Here is a 22,070-nt window from a genome sequence, read left to right as displayed (position 1 = left end):
GTCATGGCAAAGCCTGACGGCGTTGTACGCATAGGCGCACGATGTTCGTCCGTGTAGCATAGCCGTGACAGACAAGAAACCGGAACAGGCATGAGCGAGGGCAGGGGGCATGAGAAGCAGGAGCGGCTGGCGCTTCCGGGCGCGCGTGTTCCTGAACCGCCACCCGGCGCGCCACCTGCCCACCATGAAAGGGACTGGAGAGACGGTTTCGCGCGCCCCTGGAGGGTGCCCGGCATCATTCATCTTGTGTTGCGCCGGCTGGGTGAGGAATGGGCGCTGCAAAGTGTCGCCGGGCGCCTCTCCCTGTGGCTGCCTGTCGCGCTGGGTCTTGGCGTTCTGCTGTATTTTGCAGCCCCGCAGGAACCTGCGCTCTGGGCCTGCCTGATTCTGTTCGCGATTTCTGCCGGCGGGGCATGGATCAGCCGCAGGCGGCCTTTTGCCTTCAGCGCCATGCTTGTTCTCGCGGCCATCAGCGGCGGTATCACGCTGGGGGCGGGGCATACGGCGTGGATTGCCCATGATGTTGTGATTCCGCCGGATTATCCCGTGCGCCTGACCGGCTATGTGGAAAAGGTCGAGAGGCGGGTGAAGAGTGACCGTATCCTGCTTCGGCTGGATGATACGCCCATTCGCGGATTGAGTACCCCGCCTGCGCTGGTGCGCCTGACCCTTCGCAAGGGCACTGCTCCGCCCGTGGGAAGCCGGGTGAGACAACTGGCCCAACTGCTGCCGCCATTGGGCGCGGCCATGCCCGGAGGGCATGATTTCGGGCGCGCACCATGGTTCTCCGGCATCGGGGCGGTGGGTTTCGGGCTGGGTGCGCCAGTTGTGGAGCCTGCTGGGTCTCCACCCTTTTCCGTCCGGTTTGCCATGGGGATGGATGCCGTGCGCAGAGGGCTGGAAGCGCGGATTTACCAGTCCTTGTCCGGTGTGCCGGCGGCCATTGCGCTGGCTCTGGTTTCGGGCGACCGCACGGCCATTCCCCTTGAGGTGGAGGACAGCATGCGCGTCTCCGGCCTCACCCACATTCTCTCCATTTCAGGGCTGCATATGGCGATGGTGGCAGGCACGCTGTTTGCCATCATCCGGGGAGGACTGGCGCTTTTCCCGGCGCTGGCACTGGGCTGGCCCATCAAGTCCATCGCGGCTGTGATCGCCCTTGCGGGCAGCGCCTTCTATCTGCTGCTTTCCGGCAATGACCCACCGGCACAGCGCTCCTTCATCATGGTTGCCGTGGTGCTCGCGGGGGTGCTGATTGGACGAAGGGCCCTGACCCTGAGGACGGTTTCCGTTGCGGCAGTCATCATGCTTGCCTTCACACCGTCCGCCATTCTGGGGGCGGGGACGCAGATGTCCTTTGCGGCAACTCTGGCACTGGTTGCCGGATATGAGGTGTTCAATATTGCCCGGTTGCAGCCGCGCATGACGGGCTTGTCCAGATGGCTGTTGGCGGTGCCCATGCTGTTCATGCTGGGCATTGCCGTAACAACACTGCTTGCGGGCACTGCCTCATCACCCTATGGGGCCTATCATTTCCAGCGCGCGGCAACATATGGGCTGCTGGCCAATCTGGCCGCCATGCCGGTGGTTTCCTTTCTGGTAATGCCTTTTGGGCTGGTCGGGGTTCTGCTCATTCCGTTTGGCTGGGACGGGCTGGCCTGGCCTGTCATGGGGCTTGGCATAGAGCTGATGGTGCAGATCTCCGATTGGGTGACCCGCCTGCCAAATGCCGATGTCGCCGTGACATGGATGAATCTGGGCTGCCTGATGTGGCTGACACTGGCGCTGCTGTGCGCCTGTCTCTTCATCGGACGCCTGCGCCTTCTCGCGCTGTTTCCTCTGGCTTTTGCCGCGCTTGCAGCCGGGCCCCTGCCACGCCCGGATATTCTTGTTGCATCCAACGGCACGACCATTGGCATCAGGGGGGCGGATGGACGCCTTTCCATTGTGGATGCCAAACGGGGACGTTTGACAGCAGAACAGTGGCTGAGCCGGGAGGGCGACAGACGCACCGCCACAAGCGAAGGGCTGGATCACGCCTTCCGCTGTGATGCTGAAGGCTGTGTTGGCCAGTTGCCGAACGGCGAGCGTATCGCCATATCGCACCAGCCGGAAAGTCTGGTGGCCGACTGTCTGAATGCCAATATCGTCGTCAGCCGTCACATGCCGCCCGGTGATTGCCAGGCCCGTGTCATCACACTGGAGGAACTCTCCCGCACAGGCACACTGGCCTTGTTTCTGAAGCCGGAAGGCTGGCACGAGATGCCCACCCGGGCGCCATCTGTAGACCGTCCCTGGCTGCCTCCTGTCGCCAAAGAACCCACACCCGGCTCTTCGGGAACATGGGATACAGGCTCGGCAGAAGCAGAGGCATTTTCTGAATAGGCGACGCCATTCAGTAGCGGCGCATCAATCCGACAAGACGGCCCTGAATGCGTACCCGGTCCGGGCCAAAAATGCGGGTTTCATATGCAGGATTGGCCGCCTCAAGGGCAATGGATGCCCCCTTGCGCCGCAGGCGTTTGAGTGTGGCCTCTTCATCATCGATCAGGGCGACGATGATGTCTCCGGTCTCCGCACTTTCGCATTTGCGGATCAGCACCGTATCCCCGTCGAGAATACCGGCCTCGATCATGCTGTCGCCCCGCACTTCCAGAGCGTAATGCTCGCCGGAACCAAGAATTTCAGGCGGAACATTCAGGGTGTGGCTGCGGCTCTGGATGGCGGAAATAGGTGTTCCGGCGGCTATCCGTCCCATCATCGGCACGGCAACGCCCTGCGCCGGGGCATCTTCTTCCCCCTCCGGCACGGAGTGTACCCGCCCCAGGCTTCCCTCGATAACAGATGGAGAGAACCCCCGCGCCGAGCTGCGTCCACCAATTCCGGGAGAGACGCTGTCAGGCAGGCGCACGACCTCAAGAGCGCGGGCACGATTGGGCAGGCGGCGGATGAAGCCCCGCTCTTCCAGAGCCGTAATCAGCCGGTGAATGCCGGATTTGGAGCGCAGATCGAGCGCTTCCTTCATTTCGTCAAAGGAAGGCGGAACACCGGTTTCCTTTACACGTTCATGAATGAAGCGAAGCAAGTCATATTGCTTGCGTGTCAGCATCTCCACGCCCCCGTCTCGATGCGGCAACCACGGGCTGCGGCACAAATGCCGCTCAATCCTGCCCGCTGAACGCGCCATGAGTGAAACAAATCAGGAACGATGATTTATCTGTTCCATTTGTGTTCTGCAAGAGTGAAGATGGAGTTAAAGTCCATTTAATCAAAAAACGGGATGATTTCACATGTCTCGCCAGCGCGGGCGGCTGGCGCATCAGGCGCGCGCACCAGCAGGCAGTCCGAGCCGGCCATCACGGCCAGCATGGCACTGTCCTGCACTTTTGCCGGGGTCACGAGCAAGGCGCCATCATCCGCGCGAACAGTCGTGGCGCGCATGAAATCCTTGCGGGAGCCGTTGGACTTCACATCAACAGCCAGACGCGCGGGAATGGTCGGCAATGTGCCGGCCGCCTCTCCCTGCATCACCCGCAGCAGCGGTGCCATGAAGAGGACAGAGCAGACATGGGAGGAGACCGGATTGCCGGGCAATCCAAGACACAATGCCTTGCCTTTTGTACCGAACATCAATGGCTTGCCCGGTCGCAACGCAATCTTGTGGACATGCAGGTCCACCCCTTCCGCACGCAGGGCAGGGGCTACAAGGTCATGATCCCCGACCGATGCCCCGCCTGTTGAAACCAGCAGGTCGAACTCCCCGCCCACACCACGCGCAACGGCTTGCCGGGTGGCCTCCATCTGGTCTGGCACAATGCCGAGATCCGTCACCTCGGCCCCGAGCTGGCGGGCGAGGGCAGCAAGCCCAAAGGCATTGGAGACGACAATCTCACCCTGGGCACCGGTCCCCTGACCGGGCAGGACAAGCTCATCACCCGTCTGCATCAGCGCCACGCGGGGGCGGCGCGCCACCAGCAAAGTGGGATGGTCCATCGCCGCAGCCAGCATGACATCGCGCGCACTCAGGCGATGCCCCGCCTTGAGACCGGGCGTGTCTTTCAGAAAATCACAGCCCATTCGGCGGATATTGCGTCCCATGGGCGTGGGCTGGGTGGTGGTGATGAATTCATCTTCCCGCTGCGTATCTTCCTGAATGACAACGGTCTGCGCCCCCTCGGGAATGACCGCGCCGGTAAAGATCCGCACCGCCTCGCCAGAGCCGACAATGCCCGCGAAGGGGCGACCTGCGGCAGATTCGCCGATAATCCGCAGTCTTGCGCCCTGCTGTGTGCCATCAGCGCCGCACACGGCATAGCCATCCATGGCAGACATGTCCGCCGGGGGCTGGGAACGCCGCGCCAGCACATCCTGCGCCAGCACCCGGCCTGCCGCCTGCCCAACCGGAACCTGCTCCACGCCGAGAAGAGCGGCGGAAGAGGTGATCTGACACAGGGCGTCCTCAACAGCGATCAGGGCCATGATGGCGCGTCCTCCCGTTAGAATGACCTTTAGGCCTGCGCCTGCCAGTGTCCGCTGCGGCCGCCGGCCTTTTCCAGCAACCGGATGGCCTCGATCCGCATGCCGCGGTCAACGGCCTTGGCCATGTCATAAATGGTGAGGCAGGCCACGCTCACAGCCGTAAGGGCCTCCATCTCCACCCCCGTCTGCCCAGAGGTCTTGACCCGGGCCGTGACACGCAGGCCGGGAAGGGCCTCATCCGGTTCCAGCTCCAGCTCAACCTTTGAGAGCATGAGCGGATGGCACAGGGGAATCAGCTCATGGGTGCGCTTGGCGGCCATGATGCCAGCAATGCGGGAAACGCCAAGAACATCCCCCTTCTTCGCATTGCCGGAGAGGATGAGCGACAGGGTCTCCGCCGCCATGAGAACACAGCCTTCCGCCACCGCCTCACGCGCGGTGATGGCCTTTTCGGAGACATCCACCATATGGGCATTGCCCTGGGCATCAAGATGGGTGAGATGAACCATGAGCTCACTTTCGCAGGCGAAAGACCAGACGGCCGCAATTTATCCCAAGCGTGCCGCCCCGGGCCGTGGAAGTCCAGCCATGAGCAGCCTCGTGGCTGGCAGGTGACCCTAGAGCGAGAGCAGATAGGAGGTCGCTCCGGCCACATCCTCCTGCCGCATCAGGCTTTCGCCGACAAGAATGGTGCCAATGCCGGACTGTGAGAGGCGCAGCACATCTTCCGGTGTGAAGATGCCGCTTTCACCAATCACGATACGACCCTGCGGCACCCGCGGGGCGAGCCGCTCACAGGTTGCAAGATCGGTGTGGAAGGTCCGCAAATCACGATTGTTGATGCCAATCAGCCGGCAGGGCAGATTGAGCGCACGATCAAGCTCCGCCTCATCATGCACTTCCACGATCGCATCCATGCCATAGGCGCTGGCGGCATCCGCGAGATCTCGTGCGGTCGCATCATCCACACCTGCCATGATGATCAGGATGCAATCCGCCCCCCAGGCGCGCGCTTCCGCGACCTGATAGGTGTCATACATGAAATCCTTGCGCAGCACCGGCAGGCTGCAAGCCGCGCGGGCGGTGCCCAGATATTCCGGCGCTCCCTGAAAAGAAGGACCATCCGTGAGGACTGAAAGGCAGGTGGCGCCACCACGCTGATAGGCCCGCGCGAGGCTTGGCGGGTCGAAGTCCTCGCGGATCAGCCCCTTGGAAGGGCTGGCCTTCTTGATTTCAGCGATGAGTGCAGTTTGCCGTTCGGAAAGGGTCTGCTCGATCGCGCCGGCGAAGGGGCGCACACGCGGGGCCACGCGGGCAGCCGCCTCGATTTCGGAAAGAGGATGCGCGCGCTTGGCTGCGGCAATCTCTTCACGCTTGTAAGCTTCGATACGTGTGAGAATATTGCTCATTGCGCAGCCTCCGGGGCGAGCCGGGATGATACCTCAACCAGCTTCTCCAGCCGTTTGAGGGCAGAGCCGGAATTGATGCTTTCCTGTGCCATCTCCACCCCATCGCTCAGGGTGGGAACGACCCCGGCCACGACGAGAGCCGCCGCGGCATTGAAGACCGAAACGTCGCGATAGGCGCTCTTCTCGCCTTCCAGAACACGGCGCAGGGCTGCCGCATTGCAGGCCGCATCCCCGCCTTTCAGGGATTCCGGGGGAGCCCGGGTCAGGCCCACATCCTCGGGGGTCACCTCAAAGGTGCGGATATGCCCATCTTCCAGAACAGCGATATCCGTGGGGCCGGAGATGGTGATTTCATCCAGACCATCGGAACCATGGACCACAAAGGCCCGCTCCGCGCCAAGAGTCTTCAGAACCTCGGCCAGCGGCACGATCCATGATTTTGCAAACACGCCCACCATCTGGCGGCGGACACCGGCCGGATTGGCCAACGGGCCAAGAAGATTGAAAATGGTGCGCGTGCCCATCTCAACCCGTGTCGGACCCACATGCTTCATTGCGCCATGATGGTTCGGCGCAAACATGAAGCCGATCCCGGCTTCCTCGATGCAGGTGGAGATTCCCTCCGGGCCCAGATCGATATGTACGCCCAGTGCCATGAGGGCATCAGCAGCGCCGGATCTGGAAGAAAGCGCGCGGTTGCCATGCTTTGCCACCGGCACGCCAGCACCGGCAACAATGAAGGAGGCGCAGGTCGAGATGTTGTAGGAACCAGAGGCATCCCCGCCTGTGCCCACAATGTCCACGGCATCGGCAGGAGCCTGAACAGGCAGCATCTTTGCCCGCATGACAGAAACCGCGCCGGCAATTTCATCCACCGTCTCGCCACGCACCCGCAGCCCCATCAGCAACGCACCCATCTGTGAGGGGGTCGCCTCACCGGACATCATGGTGTTGAAGACGCTGGCGGCTTCATCCCGTGTCAGGCTTGCTCCGGTTGCCACCTTGCCGAGAAGGGGCTTGAACTCATCGGTCATCTCTTGTCCTCAGCAGGTCGGCGGCTGAAATCCTGGGCGGGCAAACATATGAGGCCCGGGCCGCGCCCCGCGCGCCGGTATGCGCCTCAATCCGCTGCCCGTCTATCTCGGGTTCGCCGCATTGAAGGCGTCTGCAATCTCCAGAAAGTTGCGCAGCATCGTGTGCCCGTGCTCGGAAGCGATGCTTTCCGGGTGGAACTGCACGCCATGAACGGGCCGGGTTTTATGGGCCAGCCCCATGATGAGCCCGTCTGCGGTCTGCGCCGTCACCTCAAGCTCATCCGGCAGTGAGTCCCGCTGCACGATCAGGGAATGATAGCGCGTGGCCTGAAACGGCCCGTTGATGCCGCGAAAGACGCTGCGCCCCTGATGCAGGATCTCGGACATCTTGCCATGCATGGGGGTGGGCGCGCGGATGACATCGCCACCAAACACCTGACCGATGGACTGATGCCCGAGGCAGACCCCCAGCATCGGCACCGTTTCGCTGGCCGCGGCGATCAGATCGCAGCAGATCCCCGCCTCGTTCGGCGTGCAGGGGCCGGGGGAAAGCACAATGGCATCCGGCTTGCCGGCCAGCACATCGGCGACACTCAGCGCATCATTGCGGTGAACAGTAACGGCTGCGCCCAACTCGCCCAGATAATGCACGAGATTATAGGTGAAGCTGTCGTAATTATCGATCAGCGTAACGGTGGTCATGAACGCTCCAACCCCGATGCTCTCGGGCTACTCATTCATTTTTAAAGCGCGTTCCGGGGGGCGGGGTCAAGCATGACAGTATGCCTGTCTATTTCACCACGGCAAGCGCGCCGGCCAGGGCAGAGACGGGCAGGGTGATGAAAGCGGCATGCACAATTGTAAACCGCACCATGAACATGCCGAGTTCCACAATATCGGCGGGCTTCTGCCAGCCCAGAACAGGGTTCTGCAACACGAGCAAAAGCACCGTGGCCAGAAAGACGGCGCAGGGCAGGGCACAAACCAGCGAAACGGCCCCGATGCCCATTCTGCGCCAGTGCCCGGCCTGCCGGCTCCCCCGATACAGACGCCAGAAAACGAAGGCCAGAGCCCAGGTGCAAAACCCCATGAGCATGGCGGCCAACCCTTCCGCCCCCGGCGAGAAGGCCGTGGCAACGCCATATCCATAGAGAGCACCCAGCACGAGAGTGACCGGGGCCAGAAACACGGGCGTCCAAGCCCCTGCTTCCGGCTGCATGGTCATGTAGCTGGCCCGCCCCTTACTGCCCGTGGCGCGCACCAGCGGCAAAGCGCACCGCTTCCTCACCGGCGCGGAACAGGGCGCGGGCCTTGTTCACACACTCCTGCTGCTCGCTCTCCGGTACGGAATCATAGACGATGCCTGCGCCGGCCTGCACATACATGCGCCCATCCTTCACCACTGCGGTGCGCAGCACGATGCAGGTATCCATCTCGCCATTGGCGCCGAAATAGCCGATGGCACCGGCATAGATACCGCGCTTTTCCTTCTCCAGCTCATCAATGATTTCCATGGCGCGCACTTTCGGCGCACCGGAAACCGTGCCCGCTGGAAAACCGGCGGCCAGCACATCCAGCGCATCAGCGCCATCCTTCAGCTGGCCTTCGACATTGGAAACAATGTGCATCACCTGGCTGTAGCGCTCGATGAAGAAGCTGTCTGTCACCTTCACGCTGCCGATCTGCGAGACCCGGCCGGTATCGTTGCGGCCAAGATCGAGCAGCATCAGATGCTCGGCGCGCTCCTTCGGGTCCGCCAGCAGTTCGGCGGCGAGCGCCTCGTCCTCTTCAGCCGTTGCACCACGCTTGCGGGTTCCGGCGATGGGACGAATGGTGACCGTGCCCTTGCGCAGACGCACCAGAATCTCGGGGCTGGAGCAGACCACCGAGAAGCCTTCAAAGTTCAGATAGACCAGAAACGGGGCAGGGTTCACACGCCGCAGGGCACGATAAAGCGCAAATGGGGGCAGGGTGAAGGGGCTCTCGAACCGCTGCGAGAGCACAACCTGAAAGATGTCTCCGGCGCGGATATATTCCTTCGCCTTCTCAACCATCGCCAGATATTCAGCCGGCTCCGTATTGGAGACAGCGCTCACATCCCCATGAAAGGGCTGCGGAGAGGTGTGGGCAACGGCGCTTTCCAGCGTGGCTGCCACCCGCTCGATCCGCTCCAGAGCAGCCTCATGGGCGGCGCGGGCGCTGATCCCCTCACGCGGGCGCACAGGGGTGACGACATTCAGCTCGTTCCGAACTGCATCAAACACCACAATGATGGTCGGGCGGATCAGCAGCGCTTCCGGCACGCCGATAGGGTCGGGCTTGGCCGGGGGCAGATTCTCCATCTGCCGCACCATGTCATATCCCAGATACCCGAAAATGCCGGCCGCCATGGGAGGGGCCCCCTCCGGCAGCTCGATGGCGGATTCGGCCAGAAGCTGGCGCAGGGCCTGAAGCGGAGGGGCATCGCAAGGCTCGAAAGCCGTGCTGTCCGTTGCGGCAGAGCGGTTGATCTCCGCCTTGTCACCTGTCGCGCGGAAAATGAGATCCGGCGCGAGGCCGATCATGGAATAGCGCCCGCAGGTCTCTCCCCCTTCGACAGATTCGAGGAGGAAGGAGTTCGGCTGGTCCCCGGCAATTTTCAGGAAGGCTGAAACCGGCGTTTCCAGATCTGCGACCAGGCTGGTGGAGACCACCTGCGCCTTCCCCTCGGCATAAAGCCGGGAGAAGGTTTCAAAGTTGAAAGGTTCAGTCACGGTCGAGACCACCCTAATTGATATTCCCGGCGCCAATGGCCTGGGAAAGCGCACGCTGGTTGATCTGGACACCAATCTCGCGCTGGATGGCCCCGAGATATTGCAGCAGGATGTCACTCTCGATCTGCTGCGCAATCTCGTTCGCAATCCGCGTGTCTTCCTCCGCCGAAAGCTGAGGGGCGATGACATTGGTGACCTGGAAAACGAGACGCTCCGGTGCATTCGTGGCAAGAGCCTCGCCAAGTCCGCCGTCCTTCAGGTCAAACACCCGGTTCACGGCATCCGTCGAGAAGGGGCCATCAACCCGTCCTCGACGCAGGCCATCCGCAATGCGCAGGGGCAGTTCGGCCTCGCCGGCAACCTGCGCCAGCGGAATGCCGCCCTCTGCCCGCTTCAGAAGCTCCTCCGCCTTGGCCTGAATGGCCTTTGCGGTTTCCTCTTCGGTCCAGCGGGCGGTCACGGCATCCTTCACTTCATCAAACTCGCGATCCCGCGCGGGGGTGACCGAAACGGTCTCGAACCAGATGAAGCCTGCATTCTGCGGCAGCTGGATGGTTTCAGCCTCAACACCCGGCTGGGTGTCAAAAGCGGCGGTAATGACAAGAGAGGCCCCCGGCATGGCGGCCGGCTCCCCGTCCGGCATGCGGCCGGAGCGATCCACAGCCTCGAAGGTCTGCACCTTGAGGTTCTGCTTTCTGGCAATCTCGGCAAGCGTGGAGCCGGAGGCGCGCTCATCCTCCACCGCATCATGCTCATCCAGCAGACGCGACTCGGCACGACGGGCGGCGATCTCCTGCTTGAGGGTCGCCTTGACCTCATCAAAGGGACGGATACTGCCCGGCTCCACCTTGGCGACATGCAGCAATGCACTGCCAAAGCGGCCTTCGACAGGTGCGCTCACGCTCCCCTCATCAAGGGCAAATGCGGCTTCACCCACCTTCGGGTCAAGAATGGCGCCCTGTTCAACAAGGCCAAGATTCGTCTCTTCCGGCTTCAGACCCCGCTCGGCGGCAATATCCGCGAAGCTGGCGCCAGCCTTGATCTTCCCGGCAGCGGCGGCGGCATCCTCCGGCTTGGTGAACATGATCTGATGCACTTCGCGGCGCTCGGCGGTTCCGAACCGCCCCTTGTCCGAATCATAAGCGGCGCGGGCATCCTCGTCACTGACCTCGATCTTGCCGGCCAGCTCTTCCGGCGTGAGGGCGATCAGGTTGATCTTGCGATATTCGGGCGCGCGAAAGCTGATCTTGTTCGCATCATAGAAGGTCCGCAGCTGCTCCTCGGTCGGGGCGGGCAGGGGGCCAACAGCGGCGGGCGTGACGGCGATATAGGATACATTCCGCACCTCGCCCTCAAAACGCTCCAGAGCCTCGACCAGAACCTTGGGGGCAACCACGCCCTCGCCAAAGGACTGGACCAGTTGCTGGCGCAGGGCGCGCTGGCGCTCGGCGGCAAGGAAGCGCTGCTCGGTCATGCCGTTGGAGCGCAGAAGCTGCGCAAAATAGGCTGGATCAAACGCCGATGCCCCCGGAGGACGATAGGCGGGGTTCTCCTGAATCAGGCGCACCAGCTCTTCCGGGCTGATGGACAGGTCCATCCGCGAAGCTTTTTCATCCAGGGTCGCATCGGCAACCATCTGGTTCAGCAAGCGCCGGTCCAGCCCGAAGGCGCGGGCCTCATCCGGTGAAATTCCCCGCCCGGCCTGCTGCCCGAGCCGCTGGATCTGATCCAGATAGCGCTCACGGAAAGCGCTTGAGGAGATGCTTGTTTTTCCAACCGTTGCAACATCTGTGTCGCTCATGCCGCGGAACACGTCGGCAATGCCCCAGATCAGAAAGCTGAACACCAGCAACATAAGGAAAATTTTGGCGACCCAGCCGGATGCACCCTTGCGGAGATTCTGAAGTGCCATCGTCCAATCATCTGGTAGGCGCGGTTCGGAACGCGCACGGAATTTGGCGCGCATCATAGGGACGGGCAGGGGGGCAGGCAACGTATCGTTAATGCTGTGCCCCACTCATTTGCAGCCCACCCCCAGCTCTGCTAGAGCCCGATGGGAGCCACCCCGGTGAGGGGAGGCCGGAATTTCCGGGAGAAATATCAACATGGGCAGCCCGCGCCGCATTCTGATTGTCGGAAACTGGAAAATGAATGGGAGCCGGCAGTCCAGGCAGGAACTGGACGCCATGGCGGCTGGCCTTGATCCGGCGTTTAGCGAAAAGGCGGACATGCTGGTGTGCCCTCCGGCCGTTCTGCTTGCCGGCTTCACTGAAAATGCCACAGGTCCGATCCGTTTTGGCGGGCAGGATTGCCACTTCAACGAATCCGGCGCGCATACGGGCGACATTTCCCCCGAAATGCTGCGCGAGGCCGGGGCTGTGGCCGTCATTCTGGGGCATTCCGAGCGGCGGGCAGACCATGGCGAGGGGGATGCCGTGGTGAAGGCCAAGGTCAAGTCTGCCTGGCGCGCGGGCCTTCTGCCTATCGTGTGCGTGGGGGAAACCCTTGCCGAACGCGATGCGAACGAAGCTTCAGCGGTTGTGGCCCGGCAGGTGCGCCAGTCCATTCCGCGCGGGGCGGAGGGCGGCAATCTCGTGGTCGCCTATGAGCCGATCTGGGCGATCGGTACAGGCCGTATTCCCACGCCCGAGGATGTGGCGCAGGTGCATAATACCATTCGCAATGTGCTGAACGAGCGCTTTGGCGAGGAAGGCGAGAAGATCCGCATTCTCTATGGCGGATCGGTAAAGCCTGATAACGCAAAGACCCTGCTGGCCATTCCCAATGTGGATGGCGCGCTGGTTGGCGGTGCGAGCCTGAAGGCGAACGATTTCCTCGGCATCGCCCATGCGGTGCTCTGAAGCCTGAGGAGGGGCGCCGGTCCGTCCTCAGCTCCGGTCATCTGGTCCAGTCCATGCAAAAGGGGCACGGCTTCAAACCGTGCCCCTTCTTTTTGGTGCGCCACCGGGCTCAGAAGGTAATGAGGCCGATGAGCTGGCGGACCAGGCTCAGATCCTCGCCGCTGGTGGGCGTGGTCTGGGAAACGAAGTCGAAGACCTTGCCGTCCTTGGCGCCATACTGGGCGACACGGCTCACGCGGCGATTCTTGTCGAAATAGACCGCGACCACCTTCTGGTCGGAGATTTTCGGCTTGAGGAAGGCCGTGCGCTTCTCGGTCTGCGAAATATAATAGAAGACCTCGCCATTCACGGTCGCCACAGTCGAGGGCGTGCCCATCACCAGCAGCACCTGCTCCTGGCTGGAGCCGACGGGGATCTGGTCCAGGGCATCATCGCTCAGCACATAGCCGCGCTGATATGTGCGCGTGATGCCGGAAAGGCTGGTGCCCTTGCCGCTCACCATTTCCGCACAACCGGCTATGGCGGGCACGAGAGTCAGCAGCGCCAGCGCCAGCGGCCAGCTTCTGGAAAGGCGATAGCTATCCTGCATGTTCTCACGTGCCATGGACCCGGCGGCGGTCGTGTCATCGCCAGAATTCTGCGTCTTTCCCAAGTGCCGTGTCACTACACCGTTCCTCATATGCTGGTCATTCCGTCCGCAACCATCCAGCTGTTTATGCCGTTCTCTGACAGGCTGCACAATACAGGGCCTTGCCAGTCCGTCGCGTGGGCGTTACGCCGCTGGGCAGGAATATCATACACACCGAGCCCTGCCTGATTCTTAAGCGCGATGTTCAATCTCTTCCGCCCCAACAAAACCCGTGTGATCGTCGAGCGTCTGTATGGCGCGATCGTGACACAGTCACGGCATCCCGCCTTCTACACGGACTTCGGCGTTCCCGATACGGTGGAAGGGCGCTTCGAGATGATGCTCCTCCATACCATCCTGCTGTGCTATCGCCTGAAAAACGGGGATGCGACCGAGAAGGCCCTGTCTCAGGATATCTTCGACACATTCGCGGATGATATGGATCGCACCCTGAGGGAAATGGGGGTCGGAGACCTGACCGTGCCGAAGAAGATGAAAAAAATCGGCGCCGCCTTCTACGGACGAGCCGCCGCTTATGACGCGGCGCTGGATGCACGCGACAGCGCGGCGCTGGAACTGGCGCTGGCCCGCAACATCCATGGGAACGAGGCGGACCGTCACGCGGCCGCACTGGCAACCTATGTGCGGAACGCGGCAGACCTTTTGGGGAATACGTCTTTTAACGTGCTGGCCGAGGGTGAGCTGCCCCTGCCTGCGCCTGAAGCCAAGTGAGGGTGAGCCATGTCTGATATCGAGCCCGGTGCCCCTGAAGCTTCCTCCGCCTCGCCTTTGCCGCTCTCCCGGCCTGTCACGATCGCCGAGATCAATCCCAGGGGGCTGGAAATCGACATCAGGGTCGATGAGCCCGCGCTGCTGCAGGAGCTGGCGCGCTATGTGGATGTGCTGGCGGTTTCCGATTTCCGGGCGCAGATCCGTCTGGCCCATGAGGGGGCCGATGGCATTCATGTGACAGGGACGGTGCGCGCCACCATCCGCCAGAATTGCGGCGTTTCGCTTGAGCCGTTCGATGCCCCGCTCAATGAAATGGTCGATGTGCACTTCGTTCCGGCCGGCACGGCGATTCCCTCCGAATCGCTGGAGGATGAGGATCATGACCTGCCGGATGAGATTCTCGATGGCCGGATTGATGTGGGCGCCCTTGCGCTCGAGTTTCTCGCCCTGGGGGTAGACCCTTATCCACGCAAACCGGATGCTGTATTTATAGCGCCCGAGCCCGAGCCCGGCGCACTTTCCCCCTTTTCCGCCCTCGCGCGCCTGAAGGATTAAATCATAAGCATACGGGCGGGAGTGATGGATATGGTTGCGATGCCTGCGAGAGGCGTTATTGTCGCGCCCGCTGGCAAGGGAGAGGGCATGAGCCGAGAGGGCATGAGCCTTTCCACTTTCAGGCGTGGGATGCGTCCGGGGGCAGGCATCGCCGTCGATCACATTGCCACGCATAAAATCTTGGCTGTGAGGCCGGGAATGTATTCCGAGCTGAAACTGGGAACGCAAACCCGAGTCACATGGCTTTTCGCATTTCTGCAGAGATCTGCCGCCGATATGAAAGCCAGTTTCAGATGACTGCATCCGTCCGCATCGCTCTTGATGCCATGGGAGGAGACCATGGCCCCGAGACGGTTCTTGCCGGAGCGGAGATCGCCCTCGGTCAACACCCTGACATCTCCTATGTCCTTTATGGCGATGAGACCCGCGTGAATGCGACGCTGGCGTCCCACCCCAAGCTGGCGGCCGTATCGACGGTGATCCATACCGATGTCGTTGTCGGTATGGATGACAAGCCGAGCCAGGCCCTGCGGCGCGGGCGTTACAAGTCCTCCATGTGGCGCGCCATCGATGCCGTGAAGCTGAAGGAGGCCGATGCCGCCGTCTCCGCCGGCAATACCGGCGCGCTGATGGCCATGGCGAATTTCAATCTGCGCACCATGCCCGGCGTCAGCCGCCCGGCAATCGCGGCCATCTGGCCAACCCTGCGCGGGGAGAGCGTGGTGCTCGATGTCGGCGCATCCATTGGCGCCAGCGCCCGCAGCCTTGTGGAAATGGCCATCATGGGCTCGGCCATGGCGCGGGTCCTGTTCGATATCGAAAATCCCACCGTCGGCCTGCTGAATGTCGGGGTCGAGGAAATCAAGGGTATCGATGAGGTGAAGGAAGCTGCCCGCGTGCTGCGCGAAGAGCAGGTTCCTGTGAATTATCATGGCTTTGTCGAAGGCAATGATATTGGCGCCGGCACCGTTGATGTCGTGGTGACGGAAGGCTTTGCCGGCAATATTGCTCTCAAGACGGCGGAAGGCACGGCCAAGCAGCTTGCCTCCTATCTGCGCAGCGCCATGGGGCGGACCCTGCGTGCGCAGATCGGCTATCTGCTGGCGCGGGATGCATTTCAGGTCCTGAAAGAAAAGATGGATCCCCGCCGCTCCAATGGCGGTGTTTTCCTTGGTCTTAATGGTATCGTGATAAAAAGCCATGGTGGGACGGATGCGGAGGGCTTCGCTGCCGCCGTCGATCTCGCCTATGACATGGTGCGCCATCAACTGCTGGCGCGTATCGAAGCCAGCCTTGTCAGCCGTCGACCTTTTGAGACGACGGCCCGGGCGCTTCAGCCAGCTGGTGCGGAAGGACAATCGTGAGCGGTATCAGGTCTGTCGTCAGGGGGATCGGATCTTATCTCCCGGCAAATATCGTTACCAATGCTGAGCTTTCTGCACGCATTGATACATCTGATGAATGGATCGTGCAGCGCACGGGCATCCGTCAGCGCCATATTGCGGGGGAGGGGGAATTCACCTCCCATCTGGGCCTTGCCGCGGCCCGCAATGCCTTGGCTGCCGCAGGATTGCAGCCGGCCGACATCGATCTGATCGTTCTGGCGACCTCCACGCCGGACCAGACCTTTCCGGCCACTTCAGCCGTCATCCAGGCTGAACTCGGCATCACACATGGTGCAGCCTTTGATGTGCAGGCCGTGTGCTCGGGCTTCGTCTTTGCGCTTTCCACCGCGGATGCCCATCTGCGTACGGGCGCATTCAAGCGTGCACTGGTGATTGGCGCGGAGACCTTCTCCCGCATTCTGGACTGGGAAGACCGCGGCACATGCGTGCTGTTCGGCGATGGCGCCGGCGCCATGGTGCTGGAGGCCGTACCCGTCAATGAGGCCGGAAACAACGGCGTTCTGACCAGCCATTTGCGGACGGATGGGCGCCACCGTGCAAAGCTTTATGTGGATGGCGGCCCGTCTTCCACCGGCACTGTCGGACATCTGCGCATGGAAGGGCGCGAGGTGTTCAAGCATGCCGTCGGCATGATCACCGATGTGATCGAGGATGCTTTTGCCGCCACCGGCGAAAGTGCCCAGAGCATCGACTGGTTCGTGCCGCATCAGGCCAACCGGCGCATCATTGATGCGAGTGCCCAGAAGCTTGGCATTGCCCCGGAAAAGGTTGTGATGACCGTGGACCGGCACGGCAACACCTCTGCAGCCTCCATTCCCCTCGCCCTCGATGTGGCGGCAAGGGATGGGCGCCTCAAGGCCGGAGACCTGGTTCTCATCGAGGCCATGGGCGGCGGGTTTACATGGGGTTCGGCGCTGTTGCGCTGGTGATGCAGAAGGGCGTTGACCAGCCTTGTGACCCGCGTCTAGTGTTGGTCATCAATGGTTCGGGACTGAACCGGGGGCACATTTCCGTCTGTCAGGCACTGGCCGGGCAGGCGCGCGAAGGGTGTAACCGGGGAGGGCCTCACTGGTTTGGCGCAATCTTGAAAGAGGTCAGGTAGACACATGGCTGGTCGGACTGTGACACGCGCGGATCTGTGCGAGGCCGTTTATCAGCAGGTGGGGCTGTCTCGTACAGAATCAGCTGCGCTCGTGGAGCTTGTGCTGAAGGAGATCGCCGACTGTCTGGTGGGTGGCGAGACAGTAAAACTCTCCTCATTCGGCTCCTTTGTGGTGCGGGAAAAGGGCCGTCGTATCGGCCGCAATCCCAAGACCGGCGAAGAGGTGCCGATCGAGCCGCGCCGGGTGATGGTGTTCAAACCCTCATCCATTCTCAAGAACCGCATCAATGGCATCACCTCCGACGCGGCGGAGAAGGACTGAACTCCCCGCCGGTTTCGGGGCCGGGTGCTTTTCCTGAGGCTCTTTTTTTACCTGTAGAATCTGGAACCATCACCGTTGCCATAGATTTTCCGGCAACGGCTGGGGAAGTTTGATCTGATGGTCGCGGCCTTCCCCCAATTTGCGAGGACAGGACATAGTGGCCGATGCGCGCGAGACCGAGAAGGACCCTGATGCCTTCCGCACAATCAGCGAGGTGGCTGAGGAACTCGCATTGCCGCAGCATGTCCTGCGTTTCTGGGAAAGCCGCTTTCATCAGGTAAAGCCTGTCAAAAGGGCAGGGGGACGCCGCTTCTACCGCCCTGAGGATATCGACCTGCTGCGCGGCATCCGGCGGCTGCTGTATGAAGATGGGTTCACCATCAAGGGGGCACAGAAGATCCTGAAGGAGCAGGGGGTCCGGCATGTGCAGGACCTTGGCATTGAGGGTGATGTCGCCGCCATGCGAAATGCGGCAGAGCCCGAGGTGCGCAGCCCCTCCCCTGAGGGGAAATCCTATGGCGGCCTGCTCGGCCTGCTGCCCTTGCGGCGCGGCAAGGCGCAGGAAAATGCGCGCCACGAGGAGCCTCCCGCTCTGGATGAGCCGCCTCTGCCATTTGATGATCTGGCCCCACTGGATTCGTTCGCCCCGGAAAATGAGGAGCCGGTGCATGCCCCGCCACGCACCCGGGCAAGGGCCCAGCGTGTCGAGGAGCGGCGTTTTGACGGCTCCGTCTATGAAGAACGGATTGTCGAGGAACGGCGCTATGAGAGTGAGATCTCGCATCAGCCGGAGGACTTGTCCTTCCCTGAAGACGACATCGCGCTTCATCATGATGAACCGCCCTTCCTTGATGAGATAGAGGCACCGCCGCCTCCACCGCCTGCGCCGCCGCCATCCTTTGCCCCCTCATCCGCGCGAGACACGCGCATGGGCGGGAGAGTGCGCGCCGAGCCGGTATTTCAGCCGCGTCCCAGCCGTGGGCCGGCCGCCCATATCACCAGTCCTTCCCGTCCGGAATTTCAGGACCCTTTGCTGCCCTTCATGGATGACGCCGCCGCTTCCGAGGAGGAGGAGTCCGAGCCCCTGGAAGAGCGCATTCGCCGCAAGAAGGCGCATGATCAGCAGCACGAAACCGCCGCCCACCGGGCGGAGGAGGGGCCGCCGGCTGAATATGTGCCGCAAAGGCATCGACATGCCATGGATGCGGAAACGGACAGAAGAATGCTGCAGGAGGAGATCGAAGAGGACGATCTCCCCTCGGTTGTGCGCGGCACTGCGCGGGACCTGCCCCAGGAGCCACATATGACAGACAGATATGTGGAGGCGGGGCGTGCGCCTGCTCCGCGCCCGCAAGCGCATGAAGAGCCTGCCCGTGCCCCTGCGCCGGACTTTCCTGCCTACAGGGAGGCCGGGCGCCTTGAGCCGGAAATCGAGCCAGAGCTGTTTGCCACTCCGCCGGGCCCGCGCCCCATGCGCCCGGCCATGCCCGAACCAGCACCGCAGCCGCGCCGCTTTGGCCCCTTCATTGAGCCCGTGGTGGAGGAATTCGAGCTGCCGCCGGTGGATATGCGCCGTGCGCCCAGCGGCCGTGCCGCATGGGAAGAGCGCACCGCATGGGAGGATGACTATCCCCAGCGCCCCGCGCATCAGGATGCATATCGCACGCCGCCACCGGCACCGGAACGCATCCCGGCCTCCGCAGCCGCCCCGCGTATGCGCTATGGTGTAGACCCGCACGGAAACGAGGCTTCAGCTCCATATGCACCTGCCCCCCAGCCCCCGCCCTATGATGGGCGAAGGATGATGGGGCAAGGTGTCATGCCTGTACTTTCCCGTGAGGATATTCATCGCCTGCAGGCCGCCCTGTATGAACTGAGCGAGTGCCAACGGCTGATGGAAAATATTCTGAACGACAAGAAAGACTGAGATCCGCCTTCCGGCCGTCAGCGCACCAGTGCGATCGAAACATGGGTAACGCCCTGCCTGGTGAAGCCGAGCTGGCGGGCTGCCGCGCGTGAAACATCAATGACCCGGCCACGAATATAAGGGCCTCGGTCGTTGATCCGCACAATGACGCTGCGTCCATTTTTCAGATTGGTCACACGCACCTTGGTACCGAAGGGCAGGGAGCGGTGGGCCGCTGTCATGGCCTCGGGATTGAACCGCTCACCATTCGCCGTACGCTGATCTTGCCAGTAATAGGACGCGATGCCCGTGGGAATGTCTGCGAGAGCAGGGCCGATATTCCATGTGCTGGCCATCATGCCCAGCGCTGCACAAGACAGGACCACGCTTCGTTTCATCCGATCAACCTTCCTGCTGTTAGGGATGGCGGTTCGAATGGCGTGGAAATTTGTTTAGAATGTCACGATTATGGGGTGAATAAGTGAAAGGAGCCGGAAGGGCCCGCTTGATTTCCCCCGGAATGGAGAGATTGCCGGTATCTTCCACAGATTCGAGAAGGGGCCGGATCTTTCCTGCCGGAAAGCGCTTGTGCTGTCAGGGAACATCCTTTAAAGCTGCGCACCAAGTCGGAGCGTAGCGCAGCCCGGTTAGCGCACTAGTCTGGGGGACTAGGGGTCGTGGGTTCAAATCCCGCCGCTCCGACCATTTATCCAAGATCCGGGCAGAGATATTCACCCCTCAGGGGTGCGCCGGAATCTCGCCATTCTTCCACAATCAGATGTTTTCAGTTCACAGATCGCCATGCAGGCCCGCTCCAGCGGTTCGGCATATGGCTTTGTGACCCTGCATCACTATGATGCAGAAGGTGAAATATATACGATCTGGTCGGAAGCCCCATGTCTCTTACCATCACAATTCTCGGCTGCGGCTCCTCTGCGGGCGTTCCGCGTGTAGGGCAGGGGTGGGGGGAATGTGACCCGAACAATCCGCGCAACCGGCGCCGGCGCTGCTCCATTCTTGTCGAGCGTCGCGGTGAGCATGGCACCACAACAGTGCTGGTCGATACCTCACCGGATCTGCGCGAGCAGCTCCTGGATGCGCATGTGCAGCATCTGGATGCCGTATTGTTCACCCATGCCCATGCGGATCATACCCATGGCATTGATGATTTGCGGCCCCTGTATCTGATGGATGGCAAGCGCATCGATGCCTATGCCGATGATGAAACCCTCAATGCGCTGGACAAGCGCTTTGGCTATTGTTTTCAAACACCGGCCGGCAGCTCGTATCCGCCCATCCTGCGCGCGCACACCTTTGGCCATGGGGATCTGATCACCGTGGAAGGGCCGGGCGGCGCCATCCAGGCCCTGCCTTTCCTGCAACACCATGGCGATGTGGACTCTTACGGCTTCCGCTTTGGCGATGTCGCCTATTCCAGCGATGTCAACGGCCTGCCCGAACAGAGTTTCCCGCTGCTGGCGGGGCTTGATGTGTGGATCATTGATGCCCTGCGCCAGCGCCCCCATCCATCCCATTTCTGCGTGCAGGATGCGCTGGACCATATTTCGCGCCTTGAGCCTCGCCGCTCCATTCTGACCAATCTGCATACAGATCTGGATTACGAGAAGCTGAGGCAGGAGCTGCCCGCACATATTGAGCCGGCTTATGATGGGATGCAATTCACCTCATCACTACCAGGTCGTTAACCACACTTGTAAGACGTGAATTCCAAATGCGTCGCATGCCAAGGCGCATATCCGCCCCCACATATGTTCCATAATATATCTTCTGCGAATTCAAGATTGATGTCTCTGCAAAGGTGCTATCCCTTTGCACTCCCATAGGTTTTGAAAGCCTGCCCGTTGAAAGAGCGGCCAAACTGACAATCCTTCCCAAGCCTGCATCCATCAGGCGCCACCCTTGGCCGAACCGCTCCTGATGAGACCTCGCCCCTGTGATGCTGTATAAGCCGGGCAGCTGAAAAATGAGGATGTGTTATGGCCGATTCCCGTGATGTCGCCCGCTTGCTGGAGATCATGGCGGCCCTGCGTGATCCCGCCACCGGATGCCCGTGGGATATCGTGCAAACCTTCGAAACCATCGCTCCATACACGCTGGAAGAAGCCTATGAGGTGGCGGATGCCGTGGCGCGCAATGATTTTGATGACCTGCGCGAAGAGCTGGGGGACCTTCTGTTGCAGGTGGCCTACCATGCTCGCATGGCCGAAGAGGCTGGCCACTTTGCATTTCCCGATGTCGTCGAGGCCATAAATACCAAAATGGTCAGGCGCCATCCGCACGTATTCGGGCAAGCGCGCGACCTTTCGCCTGAGGCGGTGAATGCCTTGTGGGGGCAGATCAAGACGGAGGAAAAGCGTGAGCGGGCAGAGCGGCGGGCAGCGGCCGGACGACCGATAGAGACGCAGGATCAAGGCATCCTCTCCGGCATTCCCCTGCCCTTGCCAGCCCTGACGCGCGCCCTGAAGCTTCAGGAAAAGGCTGGCACTGTCGGGTTTGACTGGCAGGATGCCGGAGCTGTTCTGGACAAGATCCGCGAGGAAACGGCGGAGGTTTCCGAGGCTCTTGAGGCTGGCGGGGTTGAGGCTATCCGGGACGAGATTGGTGACCTGCTTTTCGCCGTTGTGAATCTGGCTCGCCATGCCGGAGTTGATCCGGAAACCGCACTGCGCGGAACGAATGACAAATTCACCCGGCGTTTCAGATATATAGAAAAGAGCCTCGGCGCTTCGGAGCGCACTCCCGAACAGGCCACGCTGGAAGAGATGGAAGAGTTGTGGCAAGAGGCCAAGCAGGATGAGCGCCGCAGCTGAGCCAGCATAAGCAGGGGTCGAAAAGGGGCAGGAGAGATCTCAAACAGAGGCT

The 22,070-nt window shown here is 61.7% G+C and carries 20 protein-coding genes, 1 tRNA gene and 1 pseudogene; 11 read left to right on the top strand and 11 right to left on the bottom strand.

Annotation, left to right across the window (positions count from 1 at the left end; translation table 11 throughout):
• Nucleotides 1-90: 90 nt before the first annotated feature.
• Nucleotides 91-2,385 carry a ComEC/Rec2 family competence protein gene (locus ACT6QG_RS01630; RefSeq protein ID WP_444975855.1) on the top strand — a complete coding sequence of 765 codons (2,295 nt, stop codon included), beginning with the start codon at nt 91-93 and terminating at the stop codon, nt 2,383-2,385.
• Between the two features lie 10 nt (nt 2,386-2,395).
• Here ACT6QG_RS01630 and lexA read toward each other — a convergent pair whose 3' ends face one another.
• From lexA to ACT6QG_RS01585, 9 genes are all read right to left on the bottom strand, one after another.
• Nucleotides 2,396-3,109: a transcriptional repressor LexA gene (lexA, locus tag ACT6QG_RS01625; protein WP_444975854.1), complete on the bottom strand. Its 714-nt coding sequence runs from the start codon at nt 3,107-3,109 to the stop codon at nt 2,396-2,398.
• A 155-nt stretch (nt 3,110-3,264) separates the two neighbouring features.
• Nucleotides 3,265-4,479, bottom strand: coding sequence for a molybdopterin molybdotransferase MoeA (locus ACT6QG_RS01620; protein WP_444975853.1), 1,215 nt, complete (start codon nt 4,477-4,479; stop codon nt 3,265-3,267).
• 29 nt (nt 4,480-4,508) lie between these two features.
• Nucleotides 4,509-4,988, bottom strand: coding sequence for a cyclic pyranopterin monophosphate synthase MoaC (gene moaC / locus ACT6QG_RS01615; protein ID WP_444975852.1), 480 nt, complete (start codon nt 4,986-4,988; stop codon nt 4,509-4,511).
• Between the two features lie 108 nt (nt 4,989-5,096).
• Complete coding sequence (trpC, locus tag ACT6QG_RS01610; protein ID WP_444975851.1) at nt 5,097-5,888, bottom strand: indole-3-glycerol phosphate synthase TrpC; 792 nt, start codon at nt 5,886-5,888, stop codon at nt 5,097-5,099.
• Entirely contained in the window at nt 5,885-6,922 is a 1,038-nt protein-coding gene (gene trpD, locus ACT6QG_RS01605) for an anthranilate phosphoribosyltransferase (protein WP_444975850.1), read from the bottom strand. Before trpD ends, trpC begins: the two co-directional genes overlap by 4 nt.
• A 102-nt stretch (nt 6,923-7,024) precedes the next feature.
• Complete coding sequence (locus ACT6QG_RS01600) at nt 7,025-7,624, bottom strand: anthranilate synthase component II (RefSeq protein ID WP_444975849.1); 600 nt, start codon at nt 7,622-7,624, stop codon at nt 7,025-7,027.
• A gap of 88 nt (nt 7,625-7,712) precedes the next feature.
• Nucleotides 7,713-8,192 (bottom strand): hypothetical protein, encoded by a 480-nt coding sequence (locus ACT6QG_RS01595; RefSeq protein WP_444975848.1) that lies wholly within the window; start codon nt 8,190-8,192, stop codon nt 7,713-7,715.
• Nucleotides 8,164-9,675, bottom strand: a complete 1,512-nt coding sequence (trpE, locus tag ACT6QG_RS01590) for an anthranilate synthase component I (protein ID WP_444975847.1) — start codon at nt 9,673-9,675, stop codon at nt 8,164-8,166. The genes ACT6QG_RS01595 and trpE overlap by 29 nt, the downstream gene beginning before the upstream one ends.
• A gap of 13 nt (nt 9,676-9,688) precedes the next feature.
• Nucleotides 9,689-11,587: a peptidylprolyl isomerase gene (locus tag ACT6QG_RS01585; RefSeq protein ID WP_444975846.1), complete on the bottom strand. Its 1,899-nt coding sequence runs from the start codon at nt 11,585-11,587 to the stop codon at nt 9,689-9,691.
• A 193-nt stretch (nt 11,588-11,780) separates the two neighbouring features.
• Between ACT6QG_RS01585 and tpiA the strand changes: the two genes are divergently transcribed.
• On the top strand, nt 11,781-12,536 hold the full coding sequence (gene tpiA / locus ACT6QG_RS01580; RefSeq protein ID WP_444975845.1) for a triose-phosphate isomerase: 756 nt from the start codon (nt 11,781-11,783) through the stop codon (nt 12,534-12,536).
• A 109-nt stretch (nt 12,537-12,645) separates the two neighbouring features.
• Here the strand turns inward: tpiA and ACT6QG_RS01575 are convergent, their stop codons facing one another.
• Complete coding sequence (locus tag ACT6QG_RS01575) at nt 12,646-13,140, bottom strand: outer membrane protein assembly factor BamE (protein WP_444975844.1); 495 nt, start codon at nt 13,138-13,140, stop codon at nt 12,646-12,648.
• Between the two features lie 225 nt (nt 13,141-13,365).
• On the opposite strand from ACT6QG_RS01575, the gene ACT6QG_RS01570 reads away from it, so the two are divergent.
• The 6 genes and pseudogenes from ACT6QG_RS01570 to ACT6QG_RS01545 all read left to right on the top strand — a co-directional run.
• Nucleotides 13,366-13,896, top strand: a complete 531-nt coding sequence (locus ACT6QG_RS01570) for a ubiquinol-cytochrome C chaperone family protein (protein WP_444975843.1) — start codon at nt 13,366-13,368, stop codon at nt 13,894-13,896.
• A gap of 9 nt (nt 13,897-13,905) precedes the next feature.
• Nucleotides 13,906-14,451, top strand: coding sequence for a YceD family protein (locus ACT6QG_RS01565; RefSeq protein WP_444975842.1), 546 nt, complete (start codon nt 13,906-13,908; stop codon nt 14,449-14,451).
• 293 nt (nt 14,452-14,744) lie between these two features.
• Nucleotides 14,745-15,815, top strand: a complete 1,071-nt coding sequence (plsX, locus tag ACT6QG_RS01560; protein ID WP_444975841.1) for a phosphate acyltransferase PlsX — start codon at nt 14,745-14,747, stop codon at nt 15,813-15,815.
• Entirely contained in the window at nt 15,812-16,786 is a 975-nt protein-coding gene (locus ACT6QG_RS01555; RefSeq protein WP_444975840.1) for a beta-ketoacyl-ACP synthase III, read from the top strand. Before plsX ends, ACT6QG_RS01555 begins: the two co-directional genes overlap by 4 nt.
• Before the next feature lie 177 nt (nt 16,787-16,963).
• Nucleotides 16,964-17,281: an integration host factor subunit alpha gene (locus tag ACT6QG_RS01550; RefSeq protein WP_444975839.1), complete on the top strand. Its 318-nt coding sequence runs from the start codon at nt 16,964-16,966 to the stop codon at nt 17,279-17,281.
• Between the two features lie 157 nt (nt 17,282-17,438).
• Nucleotides 17,439-17,718, top strand: a pseudogene (locus ACT6QG_RS01545) (MerR family transcriptional regulator); the annotation flags it as partial.
• A 1,507-nt stretch (nt 17,719-19,225) separates the two neighbouring features.
• On the opposite strand, the gene ACT6QG_RS01540 reads toward ACT6QG_RS01545, so the two are convergent.
• Nucleotides 19,226-19,585: a septal ring lytic transglycosylase RlpA family protein gene (locus ACT6QG_RS01540; protein WP_444975838.1), complete on the bottom strand. Its 360-nt coding sequence runs from the start codon at nt 19,583-19,585 to the stop codon at nt 19,226-19,228.
• A gap of 229 nt (nt 19,586-19,814) precedes the next feature.
• Between ACT6QG_RS01540 and ACT6QG_RS01535 the strand changes: the two genes are divergently transcribed.
• The 3 genes from ACT6QG_RS01535 (at nt 19,815) to mazG (ending at nt 22,018) form a co-directional block, all read left to right on the top strand.
• Nucleotides 19,815-19,892: transfer RNA gene (locus ACT6QG_RS01535), tRNA-Pro, on the top strand.
• 191 nt (nt 19,893-20,083) lie between these two features.
• A complete protein-coding gene (locus ACT6QG_RS01530) occupies nt 20,084-20,893 on the top strand; it encodes an MBL fold metallo-hydrolase (protein WP_444975837.1) in 810 nt (269 codons plus the stop codon).
• Between the two features lie 291 nt (nt 20,894-21,184).
• Nucleotides 21,185-22,018: a nucleoside triphosphate pyrophosphohydrolase gene (mazG, locus tag ACT6QG_RS01525; protein WP_444975836.1), complete on the top strand. Its 834-nt coding sequence runs from the start codon at nt 21,185-21,187 to the stop codon at nt 22,016-22,018.
• The last annotated feature ends 52 nt before the right edge of the window (nt 22,019-22,070 follow it).

The organism is Haloleucobacter ellipsoideus (assembly GCF_052491725.1).
Note: the sequence above shows the minus strand (reverse complement) of the source record. Positions and strands in the feature narration are given on the sequence as shown.